Origin of the sequence: Stenotrophomonas sp. SMYL11 (assembly GCF_036320005.1) — a bacterium.
Taxonomy (GTDB): domain Bacteria; phylum Pseudomonadota; class Gammaproteobacteria; order Xanthomonadales; family Xanthomonadaceae; genus Stenotrophomonas; species Stenotrophomonas maltophilia_A.
Window position 1 is genome coordinate 68,662 of the sequence record NZ_JAWIRS010000012.1, and the last position, 10,880, is coordinate 79,541.

A 10,880-nucleotide genomic window follows, 5' to 3' on the forward strand; every position below is an offset into this window, starting at 1 on the left:
GACTCTCTCTCTCTCCCACACGCCAACCGAAGCCCGGCCTCGCGCCGGGCTTCACTTTCTCCCACACGCCAACCGAAGCCCGGCCTCGCGCCGGGCTTCACTTTTTTGCGGGCTGACTGGCGCCGTGCTGCGGCATCCCATACCGCTGCTGCACGCTTGGCTTCGATGGCACGGCGCCGGTCCTGCAAGCCGTGCTGACGCAGGAATAGTGCTGCAGCGCCGGCATCGGAACGAGAACCGCTCCGTCCCCGATCAGGCGGTTCCGCTATGATCGCCCGCACATCGCCACACGCGATGCGCCCGCCTCAAGCCAGCAGGAACCGCCGTGAACTCCCAGCCCGCACCGATCACCGCCCTCAATCACACGCTCGACAACGAGCCGCAGCAGATCACCGCGCCACTGACCCATTCGGCGGCGTTCCTGGTGCTGAAGGTGAAGGACGATGAGGCGTCGATCGCAAAGGCGCGCGAGGTACTGGCCAGCACCGATGACCTGATCAAGAACACCGCCATCCGCGAGATCGAGCGCACCTTCACCTGCAACGTGGCCATTGGCCACCGCGTGTGGCACCCGCTGGTGGGCACCACGCCGCCGCGTGAGCTGCAGCCGTTCCGCGAAATCAAGGGTGCGACCCACACTGCCGTGTCCACGCCCGGCGACCTGCTGTACCACATCCGCGCCCGCACCATGGACCTGATCGTGGCGTTCGAGCGCAACCTGCTGATGGCCTTTGGCGATGCGGTGGAGACGGTCGATGACGTGGCCGGCTTCCGCTATTTCGATGGCCGCGACCTGCTCGACTTCGTGGATGGCACCGCCAACCCGGAAGGGCTGTCGCTGCCGGAAGCCACCATCGTGGGCGATGAAGACCCGGCGCATGCCGGTGGCAGCTACGTGGTGGTGCAGAAGTACCTGCACAACCTCGATGCCTGGCGTGCGCAGAAGACCGAGGCACAGGAAGCGATCATCGGCCGCACCAAGCACGACAACATCGAGCTGGACGATGCGCCGGCCGATGCGCAGAAATCGCACAAGACGCTGTGCACCATCGAGGATGCCGACGGCGAGCACGAGATCCTGCGCGACAACATGCCGTTCGCCAACCCGGGCCGTGGCGAGTACGGCACCTACTTCATCGGCTACACGCGCCGCCTGTGGGTGATCGAGAAGATGCTCGAGCGCATGTTCATCGGCAATCCAGCGCCGCTGCATGATCGCATCCTCGATTTCTCCACCGCCACCACCGGCGTGACCTTCTTCGCGCCCTCGCGCAAGGTGCTGGCCGACCTGGGCGATTGATCGCACGGGGCAGTGCCGACCGCCATCTGCCTGTCATCTACCGCGCCGACCATCAGCCGTTGGATGAAAGCGCAGGGGCGGGCGATGGCGATGGCAAGGAACACAACCGGCGCACGCCGCTGGTGGCGGCCGCTGGCCGCATTGTTCGGTGCGCTGGCATTGGGGAGCGCCGGGGTGTCCGCGCAGGAAGCCCCTGCACACTGGATGGCCTATGCCGCCGCCGTGGGCAGCCAGCTGCAGCAGCGCCTGCAGCAGGAACAGGACCCGCAGGCGCAGCGCGTGCTGGAATGGCTGCAGGCACATCCGGATGCGCCGACGCCGCTGCCGGTGAGCGTATGGATCGCGGCGGACGGCCGCATCTCGAAACTGGAATTCGACAGCCTGGGTGATGCCCAGGTCGACGCCGATCTCCGCGCGACCCTGCAGAGTGCGCCCCTGCAGGCCGCGCCACCGGCCGACATGCGCCAGCCGCTGCGGCTGGGCCTGCTGCTTACCCAGTAGATCACGCCATGCGTGGATGCGCCCGGTAGATACGACCCTGGTCGGCAGGCGCGCCAACCAAGGTTGGCGACTACCGGTAAACCCCAGCCACGCATGGCGTGGCTCTACTGATCTTGCGGGTGCAGTAGATCCACGCCATGCGTGGATGTGTTGGGTAGATGCCGACCCTGGCCGGCAGGCGTGCGCCAACCAAGGTTGGCGACTACCGGTAGCCCCAAGCCACGCGTGGCGTGGCGCTACTGCGTTGCCACCTGTGGTTCACGGGCTGCCGCGCTCCACGCGCGCAGGCCGAACACGGCCAGGCCGAGGAAGAACACGTACAGCGCGGCGGTCACGTGCAGCGACTTGAACAGGTAGGCACCCACGTAGACCACGTCCACCGCGATCCACACCCACCAGCAGGCCACGTGGCGGCGTGCCTGCCACCACTGGCCGACCAGGCTCATCGCGGTCAGCATCGCATCCAGCCACGGCAGCGCGGCATCGGTGAAGGTGTGCATGGCCGCACCCAGCGCCACGCCGCCGCACAGGCCGATGGCCAGGTCGCGCAGCAGCTTGCCGCGTGCCAGTGGCACGATGCGGACGCTGCCCTCGTCGGCGGCGTGCTGCCGCCAGTTGAGCCAGCCGTAGACCAGGAAGCCACCGAAGGCGACCTGCAGCAGGGTGTCCGAGTACAGCTTGGCCTCGGCGAACACCAGGCCATACAGCGTCACCGACAGCAGGCCGACCGGCCACGCCACCAGCCGGCGCTTGGCCATCAGCCAGACGCCGAGGATGCTGCACAGCGCGGCGGTCCACTCGAGCATGACGCCGCTCACAGCGCGAACGTCACCGACAGGCGAGCCTGTCGCGGTGCGCCGGGGAACAGGTAGTAGTCACCGCCGCTGCTGCCGGTATCGCGCCAGTAGAAGCGGTTGAACACGTTGTCCACCGACAGGTTCCAGGTCACCGCGCGCTCGTGCAGGCGATGCTGGAAACGCAGGCCAGCGTCGAACACCGAGTAGTCCGGTGCGCGCACGCCACCGTCGGCGCGGGCAACGTTGGCACCGGCATAGCGCCAGCCACCGGTTACATCCAGGCCCTGCACGAACGGCAGCGCATAAGCCACGTGCACGCTGGCGCGCACCTTCGGCACGTTCACCAGCTGATGGCCTTCATAGGCCGGTGTGCCGGTGTCGCGCGCGCGCGCCTGCAGCACGCTGGCGCTGGCCACGATCTGCAGCGCATCGGTCAGCTGGCCGTTGGCGGTCAGCTCCAGGCCGGTGTGGGTCTGCGTGCCTTCCTCAACGAAGGTGTAGCCGACCTCGCTGTTGTCGGGCTTGGCGTACTGGTACGGCTGCGAAATGCGGAACACCGCCGCGCCCAGCGTCAGCGCCTCCACCGGCACGTACTTCACGCCCACTTCCAGCTGCCGCGACTGCACCGACGGCAGGAAGGTATCGGCGTTGCTGGTCCAGAACGGCGCTTCCTGGCCCAGCGAGATGCCGCGCACGTAGCTGGCATAGGCGTTGAGCTGGTCGGTAGCCTTCCACACCACCGCGGCCTGCGGCAGGAAGCGCGACAGGCGGCTGTGCCGCTGCGGGGTACCACGCTTGTCGTAGGCACGCTCGTCCAGGCGCACGAAGCGGCCGCCGGCCAGCCACTGCCAGTCATCACCGAAGCTCATCCGGTCCAGCGCGAAGAACGCGGTCTGGCGGCTGTCCAGGCGTCGAGCGGACGGCCCGGGCATCTTCGGCGACGGCGCGAACACCGGCACCTGCGCGTCGTGGATGTTGCTGGTGCCGACGTACTCGTTGACGCTCGGGCGCTTGTCCACGGTGCGGCGGAAGTAGTCGGCACCGATGGTCAGCTCATGGCCGACGCTGCCGGTCTCGAAGCGGCCACGCAGCTCGGCACGGGCCTGCTGGTTGCGGCGGGTGTCGTCCGGGCTGCGGTAGTCGTAGACGTCGTAGTCGCCATTGGGCGCGAAGTAGTTGCCCGGCACGCTGCCATCGGCGCATTGCGTGGCGTAGTAGCAGCCGTAGGCGAAGGCGACGTTGTCATCGATCACCGAGCGGCTGTGGCCGACCGAGACGCGCGACTGCCAGGCCTCGTTGAAGTCGTAGGTGTGCAGGGCGGTGATGTTGGTACTGGCGATATCCACCGGGCGCTGCCACGGCTGGTAGCCGAGCAGAAATTCGCGATCCACGCCGTGCGGCAGTTCGCGCGCGCCCAGCAGCTGGTAGCCCGACACCGAACGCTGCGAGCTGGTCTGGTAGTTGGCATCCACTTCCAGCTTGCCGCGTTCGCCGATCAGCCAGTCGGCCGCCAGCGAGTAGAAGTTGCGACGGCCATCGGCGTGCTCGACGTAGGAATTGCTGGAATCCCATGCGGCATTCAGGCGCAGGCCGAAACGCGGGGTGATCCAGTGGCCGACATCGACGGCGACGTAGCGCGAGCCTTCCGAATCGGTGCCGAGTGTGGCGGTGCGCACTTCGGCCGGGCGCTTGCCGATGTAGTTGATGATCCCGCCGGGCGCCATCACGCCTGCGGCCAGGCCGGCTTCACCCTTGAGGATCTCAACCGACTGCACGTTCTCCAGCGCCAGGCGCTGTTCGCCGGCAATGGACAGGCCGTTGAAGCGGTAGCCGGTGGCGGCATCCAGCGCAAAGCCGCGGATGGCGATGTTCTGGTAGTAACCCACCGGCGCATACGCATCACCCAGCGAGGCATCGTTGCTGGCCAGCTCGGACAGCGAACGCACCTGGCGGCGGTCGAGGTAGTCGCGCTCGAGCACGTTCACCGACGCCGGCGTGTCCTTCCAGGAACCACCACCGAAGGCGTTCACGCGTGAGGTATCGGCCTTGGGCTTGCCGGCCTGCACGCGCACTGCTGCCAGTTCGGTGGGCGAGCGCTCGGCGCCGGTGGCAGCCGCATCGGGGGACGCCTCGGCCTCGCTGGCGTGCAGCGGCAGCGCGGCGCAGAGGGCGAGGGAGAGCAGGGTGGGGCGCAGGCAGCGGTTCATTCGGTTCGTCTTCGGACAACAAGGGAGACGAAGCGACGGCGCGCAGGTGCATCGGCCCATGACGAGGGTGTGACTGCGGCTCAAAGCTCCCTACGCCGGTGCAAACCGGATCAGGTTCCAAGGGACTCTCTCAGCCTGGCAGATCCAGGCACCCCCGCTTCAGGTGACCATTTCACTACAAATGGTACGGATTTGCGAGCCGGTGCCCTTCAGGCTGCCGCGTGCAGCGCCTGCAGCAGTGCCTGCCCCGGCGCGCTGTGGAACCACGCCGGGTGCCCCAGCATGAAGGGCTGCCAGGCCACATCCGCGTTCGCGGTCGAGCCGGTGACGCCTTCGAAGTACTCCACTTCGGACAGTGCGAAGTCGAAATGGACCATCGGCAGCAGGTCGGCCAGCAGGTGCACGCGTGCCGCCGACAACGGCAGCACCTGGCGGTAGCCGTCGAGCAGGGCCAGCGCGATATCGATGCGCACCGCCTCCATGCCGCGCTCCAGTTCCAGCCACGCCACCGCATTGCGCTCGATCGCGGTGGCGAGGTCGAACAGGGCGCTGGTGGGTGAGGCCAGGCCGAAGTCCAGCACGGTGCTGACCTGTCCATCGCGCCACAGCAGGTTGGAGACATGCCAATCGTTGTGCGCCCATAGTCGCGGTTCGTCGCGCAGGCGCTCGGCCAGGCCGGCATGCCACGGCAGCACGTCGCGCTGCAGCTGTGCTTCCCAGGGAATGCGCGCGAGATAGCGGGCCAGCCCGGGGCGCTCGTGCAGACCCGCCTTGATGGCCGCGATCGGATCGTCGGCGCGGATCAGATCGTCGCGCGCGACCAGCACATGAGTACTGCGCTGCGCCGCGTGGTAGCTGGCCGCAGCACGGTGCAGCTGTGCGAGTGCGCGCCCGGCTTCGCGGGCCTGCGCGACATCGGTCAGCAGCGACCACGACACGGCATCGCGGTACAGATCCTCGCCGACGCCAACCGCATGCAGCTCGAAGGTCCATTCACCATGCTCGACGGCGCTGTGGCCATCAGCTGATGGCAGCACCTGCACCACTGGAACGCCCGCTGCGGCGAGATGGGCGATGAAGCGGTGCTCTTCTTCCAGGCAGGCCGCGCTGCGCACGCTGTGGTGGTGGCGCTTGATGAACACCGCGCCGTCCCTGCCATTGACGATGGCAGCGGCCGAGAGTGGCCGCGGGCTGTGCCAGTGCGGGTGGCTGTCTGCATCCAGCTGAGGGTAGCGCCGGCGCAGCCACGCAATGTCCGCCGCGCTGATCGGTGGCCAGTCGGCAGCAACCTCGTCGTTGTTGAGGCCCTGCACGCGGTGGGAGGAAGAAGTCATGCCGCAGCCCCAGTGGGGAAAGTCACATCCAAGGCTGCGCATTCAACGCCATGCACGCGGCCAACGCAAACGGGCGGGTCATCGACCCGCCCGTCCGTGCATCGGCATGGGGATGCCGCGCCGCTTACCAGCCGCGATGGCGGCCGCGGTCGTGGTAGTAGCGGTTGTCGTAGTAGCGCTGGCGCTGCCAGCGACGGTCGTCACCGCGGTCGTAGTAGCCGCTGCGGTAGTAGCCACGGTCGTAACGGCGATCGTAGCGGTCGTCGTAACGGCGATTGTCGTAGTAACGACGGTCGCGGCGGTCGGAGGTGGTCAGGTTGCCGATCGCGCCGCCGGCCACGGCACCGCCCACGGTGGCAGCCGGATCACCGTTGGAGAGCAGGTTGCCGGCCACGCCACCGACCACGGCGCCGACCAGCGTGCGCTTGTCCTTCCTCGACATCGCGCTGGCATCGCTGACCACGGCGACACCGGCCAGCAGGGCCAGGGCCATCGCCAGACCACGGAAGCTGAGTGCGGAAGTACTGAGCATGTTCGGTTCTCCTGTGAGGTGCATGCCACGCTGGGCAGGGAGGGCGCGGGGCGCCCCGGCTGCCGTGATGTCCACGCTGGCGTTCCAACATTGCCGGAACATTGCCTGGTCCACCGTGCGGCTTGCGCATTCATCTAGCGGCAGGCGGCATGAAGCAAGGCTGAAAGCGGCCTCGGCCGCTCAGCTGGCAGAAAGGGAAAAGGCCACGCGGACGTAGCCCTCCCTTCTCTGCCAAGGCGCCGCGGGCTTAGACGCCCATCGCCTTCTGGGCCTGCCGGGCCTGCTCCTGCTGGGCGTCCTGCTGCTGATGCAGCACGTTCGGCGCGCCCTGCACGGCACCGCTGCTGAGCGCCAGGCTCTGCTCGCTGGCGGCACGGGTCTCTACTGCCACGCGGCTGGCGGCGGGGTCGCCAATGGTGCCCTGCACGGCGAACAGGCGCTCACCGTTCGGGCTGGGCACCACCGAGTCGATGCGCTGCAGGCCGGCGGCATGCGCCTCCTTGGTCAATGCCGCAGCAGCGCTTTCCAGCGCGTGGCGGTCCTTGAAGGTCCCGGTCGGCAGCAGTTCCAGACCCTTGCTGGCTTGGATGAACAGCGGATTGCGCGGGTGCCGTTCGTCGTTCAGCAGCGGGCGCTCGCGGGCGTCCTTGATCGCTTCCAGCGTCTTCGCCCCGACAATGCCGTCGACCACCAGGCCGTTGTCCTTCTGCAGCTGGCGCACCGCCGCGTCGGTGTTGCGGCCGAAGCGGCCATCTTCGACCAGCGGCTTGCCGTCGGCGCCGACGTAGCCCAGGTGGCCCAGCTGCTCCTGCACCTTGCGCACGCCCTCGCTGTGCGCGCCCTGCTTGTACAGTTCGGCGTGCGGCGTGGCAGCGGCCTTGTGCTCGGCCGCAGGCTTGCCCTGGGTCTGCTCGTGCGACTGGGTGCGGTTTTCCAGCAGGTCGCGCGCCTTGGACAGCGGATCGGAGGCGTACAGCTTCCAGTTCGGGTGGTCCTTCACCTGCTTGAGGTAGTCCTCGACCGGCATGGTGTGCACGCCCTTGCTGCCGGTGGACTGGCTGATCAGCAGCTTGTCGGTGTTGGGGTCGCGCACCACCATCACGATGTGGTCGATGCCGTTCCAGTGCTCATGGCGGGTCCTGGCCGTATCCAGGCCGATGATCATGCCTTCCTTCAGCGCATCGGGCTTCAGGATCGCGTCGCGGTCCAGCAGCACGCCGGACTGGTCGAACGCCTTGCGCACGATCCCACCGGAACCGAGGTTGCCCAGGTCGATGCGATCAGCCTTGCTGAACACCGCGTGCCCGGCCTTCTGGTTGATCTCGTCCATGGTCCGGTTCTGCAGCGTGCCGACCCAGCCGGAACAGTCGATGTAACCCTGCTCCACGTTCTTGCCGGTCTTGCCCGGTACGTATAGTGCGTGGCCCGGAATGTTGATGGCGTACTTGACGTCGTCGTACTTCACGCCGGCCTCGTAGGCGGCCTGCAGTTCGATGCCTGGCTTCGGTGTGGCAGCTGCCGTTGCGGTTGCCGCCAGCGTGGCTGCACCCGCCGCCACGGCTGCGCTGGCCTGTACAGGTGCTGCCGGGGTCTGGCCCTGGCCCTGCGCTACCGCCTGCGGTTCGATGTTCTTTTCCGGAATGCTGATCGCCGCGTACTTGTGGATGTAATAGCTGGAGAACGTCCGCGCCAGGTCGCCGTCGTTCATCCCGCGCATCTCGGCCAGGGTGTGGCCGGTCAGCGCCTTCGCGTCGGAGCCGATCTGGTTCAGCACGTTGCGGCGCATGTTGATCTCGTCGCCGTGGCTGTTGCGGACCACGCCGAAGGTGCCGGTGGCAATGGCAGTCTGCACCGAGCCGTAGCCGGCGCTGCCCTGCTGGTGGGCCAGGTACAGGTCCAGGCCGGTGGGCGTGTTGCCCCCGGACAGGTACGGGTTGCCGGTGCGCTCGTTGCGGCGCGCCATCGAGTCCAGGTTGTCCTGGTACATCTGTGCGGCCGCTTCGGTGTTGCGGGTGGGGTCGAACTCGTGGCCGGTCAGGTGGTACTGGCGCGCGGAGCCGGGCACGAACTGGAACAGGCCCTTGGCGCCGGATGAGGTGTTGTGGGCGCGCTCGTTGAAGGTGCCGCCGGTCTCGATGTGCGCGAAGCGCATGAAGTCATCCACAGGGATGCCCTTCTGCCTGGCGACCTGCTCGACGATGTCCAGGACTTCCTTTCTGCTGTAGTCATGCTGTGCCATGACGTTTTCCTCGGGGTTGATGGAGCGGCGCATGCCGCGAATCGCCAACCGGACTCATCCGTGAGTCAAGAACATGTCGGTCAACACGGAACCCGCGCGTGGCGGGTGCTATCAGGGCGCGACGTACTGCTGGGTCGCGCTGTCGAAGGTGTAGTGCACGGCGTCGCCGGCACCCAGTGCGCGGGTCTTGCCGGGGCCTTCGATGGTGGTGCCCTTGAAGGTCACGGTCAGTCGCGGCAGGCCGTTGCCGTCGGCAGCGAAGGCCAGTTCGCCATCGCTGTCGGTGCAGGGCATCACGTTGCCTTCGTCGCAGGCGGCGCTGTTGTCCTCACCCGTGCGCACTGAACCGACATAGCGCCAGACCTTGCTGTCCACGTCGTCTTCGCTGCGCCTGGGGTTGAACAGCAGCAGCGCATAGCCGGTGCTGCTGATGCCGCGGTCGAAGCTGCTGGTCGGCACCGCCAGCAGCAGGCGACCATCGGCCGTGCGATGTTCAAGCGGCTTGCGCCGCGTATCGACATCGTCGGCCTTGTCGTACGCGCCCAGTGCGCCGATGGTCCATTCCTGGCCACGGAACTTCCATGGCTTCCTGGCGTCGGTGCCGGCCAGCACGAAGGTGGCCTCGGCAAGGTTGGCGCGGTCATCCGGACCGGCCGGCGTCTGCTCGCCCGGCTTGCCGTAGTGCTCGCGGGTATCCCAGGAGAAACCCGTGTAGTACGTGGTGCCATCGAGAGTGAAGGTGTGGCCGAACCAGAAGGTCGCCACGCTGCCGTTCTGGACCTCATAGGAGGTCGCGCCATCGCCGTCCACCTGGTAGGTGAAATACATCACGGTCGGCGCGTCGGGCGGGGTGGCGGCGGCATCGGGGGTGGGGGTCTGCATCGGGGCAACATCCTGTCGGGGCGCATTGGCAGCCTGCGCAGGGGCGCCGGGCTGGGAGGACGAGGGGGCCGGATCGGCGGCGCTGCAGGCGGCAGCGGAAAGAGAGACGAGCAGGCACGCCGCGAATGCGCGCAGGGGTCGCAACGGCAGGGTCCAACGTAGCTTGGGGGGATGATGCATGCGCCTCTCCATGGTCAGCGTTGCCGGGCCAGACGGCCGGCAGGAAACCGCACCCCATCCACCAGGGACGGGAGCGAGGACATGAGCCGGTCGATTCCTTCGACCTCGCATTGAGAACTCATGCCGGACCATCTTGGCACAGATCGGCGGCCGGTCAAAGAGGGCGGTGGCAGCTGCCCTTCTTGTGTGATCTGGCTCTCAGATCTTGCCGTCGCGCAGGTAATCGAACAGCTCGGCGTCGCCCTTGAGGCCCAGTTTGAGCATGGCGTCACCCTTCTGCCGGCTGATGGTGCTGACGCTCTTGTGCAGCTGCAGCGAGATCTCCTTCACGGTCATGCCGGTGCCCAGCAGCCGCAGCACCTCCACTTCGCGTGGCGACAGTGGCTTGCCGTCGCCCTCGCGCATGCGCCAGCTGCCAGCGGCCTCGACCCGCTCGCGCAGGCTGCGGCTGATGTAGGGCTGGCCCCGGTAGACCGCCTGGATGGCCTGTGGCAGTTCGTCCATCGACGAACTCTTGTCGACCAGGCCGAGCACGCCGCTGTCGAGCACCATGCGCAGGATTGCCAGGTTGTTGGAGACACTGAGCATCAGCACCGGCAGGTCGGGATGACGGCGGCGGATCATGCCGATCATGGCGAAGCCGTCGGCCTGGGGACTGCCCGGCATGGAGTAGTCGGTTACCAGCAGGTCACAGGGTTGGCTGCCGAGCAGGGCCATCAGCGCCTGCGCGCTGTCGGCTTCGCCGACCACGCGGCCAACCCCGCTCGATTCGATGACGGCACGGGTACCGATACGGACCACCGGGTGGTCGTCTGCGATGATGATGCGCAAGCTCATGCTCTAGTATGGCCACCGGGCACGCCGGACCGCGACCATCGCGGTTCCTGGCAGATTCTAGGAGATCAACG

Annotated in this window: 9 protein-coding genes and 1 riboswitch; of the genes, 2 read left to right on the forward strand and 7 right to left on the reverse strand. The window is 67.4% G+C overall.

The annotated features are described in order from the left end of the window. The first annotated feature begins 325 nt into the window (after positions 1-325). The gene (locus V3B46_RS16235) at positions 326-1,300 is read left to right on the forward strand and encodes a Dyp-type peroxidase (protein ID WP_329892344.1); all 975 of its coding nucleotides are present in this window, start codon (positions 326-328) and stop codon (positions 1,298-1,300) included. Between the two features lie 84 nt (positions 1,301-1,384). Further along, positions 1,385-1,801, forward strand: coding sequence for a hypothetical protein (locus tag V3B46_RS16240; RefSeq protein ID WP_154261901.1), 417 nt, complete (start codon positions 1,385-1,387; stop codon positions 1,799-1,801). Between the two features lie 236 nt (positions 1,802-2,037). Here V3B46_RS16240 and pnuC read toward each other — a convergent pair whose 3' ends face one another. The 7 genes from pnuC to V3B46_RS16275 form a co-directional block, all read right to left on the reverse strand. Further along, positions 2,038-2,607 (reverse strand): nicotinamide riboside transporter PnuC, encoded by a 570-nt coding sequence (gene pnuC, locus V3B46_RS16245; protein WP_154261902.1) that lies wholly within the window; start codon positions 2,605-2,607, stop codon positions 2,038-2,040. An 8-nt stretch (positions 2,608-2,615) separates the two neighbouring features. Continuing rightward, positions 2,616-4,805: a TonB-dependent siderophore receptor gene (locus tag V3B46_RS16250; protein WP_329892345.1), complete on the reverse strand. Its 2,190-nt coding sequence runs from the start codon at positions 4,803-4,805 to the stop codon at positions 2,616-2,618. Between the two features lie 70 nt (positions 4,806-4,875). Further along, a riboswitch (TPP riboswitch) is annotated at positions 4,876-4,971 on the reverse strand. A 43-nt stretch (positions 4,972-5,014) separates the two neighbouring features. Then, positions 5,015-6,139, reverse strand: coding sequence for a phosphotransferase enzyme family protein (locus V3B46_RS16255; protein WP_329892346.1), 1,125 nt, complete (start codon positions 6,137-6,139; stop codon positions 5,015-5,017). A 124-nt stretch (positions 6,140-6,263) separates the two neighbouring features. Further along, positions 6,264-6,671 (reverse strand): glycine zipper 2TM domain-containing protein, encoded by a 408-nt coding sequence (locus V3B46_RS16260; RefSeq protein WP_154261905.1) that lies wholly within the window; start codon positions 6,669-6,671, stop codon positions 6,264-6,266. Positions 6,672-6,918: 247 nt separating this feature from the next. After that, positions 6,919-8,910 carry a peptidoglycan-binding protein gene (locus V3B46_RS16265; protein ID WP_329892374.1) on the reverse strand — a complete coding sequence of 664 codons (1,992 nt, stop codon included), beginning with the start codon at positions 8,908-8,910 and terminating at the stop codon, positions 6,919-6,921. A gap of 111 nt (positions 8,911-9,021) precedes the next feature. Then, entirely contained in the window at positions 9,022-9,792 is a 771-nt protein-coding gene (locus V3B46_RS16270) for a hypothetical protein (RefSeq protein WP_154261907.1), read from the reverse strand. Between the two features lie 378 nt (positions 9,793-10,170). Beyond that, entirely contained in the window at positions 10,171-10,809 is a 639-nt protein-coding gene (locus tag V3B46_RS16275; protein WP_032130138.1) for a response regulator, read from the reverse strand. Positions 10,810-10,880: the final 71 nt, after the last annotated feature.

What these genes read in the sequence shown, in the direction of transcription:
- V3B46_RS16250 (WP_329892345.1), bottom strand. Translation starts at nt 4,805, where the DNA reads ATGAACCGCTGCCTGCGCCCCACCCTGCTCTCCCTCGCCCTCTGCGCC.
- V3B46_RS16240 (WP_154261901.1), top strand. Translation starts at nt 1,385, where the DNA reads ATGGCGATGGCAAGGAACACAACCGGCGCACGCCGCTGGTGGCGGCCG.
- V3B46_RS16265 (WP_329892374.1), bottom strand. Translation starts at nt 8,910, where the DNA reads ATGGCACAGCATGACTACAGCAGAAAGGAAGTCCTGGACATCGTCGAG.
- V3B46_RS16260 (WP_154261905.1), bottom strand. Translation starts at nt 6,671, where the DNA reads ATGCTCAGTACTTCCGCACTCAGCTTCCGTGGTCTGGCGATGGCCCTG.
- pnuC (WP_154261902.1), bottom strand. Translation starts at nt 2,607, where the DNA reads ATGCTCGAGTGGACCGCCGCGCTGTGCAGCATCCTCGGCGTCTGGCTG.
- V3B46_RS16255 (WP_329892346.1), bottom strand. Translation starts at nt 6,139, where the DNA reads ATGACTTCTTCCTCCCACCGCGTGCAGGGCCTCAACAACGACGAGGTT.
- V3B46_RS16275 (WP_032130138.1), bottom strand. Translation starts at nt 10,809, where the DNA reads ATGAGCTTGCGCATCATCATCGCAGACGACCACCCGGTGGTCCGTATC.
- V3B46_RS16270 (WP_154261907.1), bottom strand. Translation starts at nt 9,792, where the DNA reads ATGCAGACCCCCACCCCCGATGCCGCCGCCACCCCGCCCGACGCGCCG.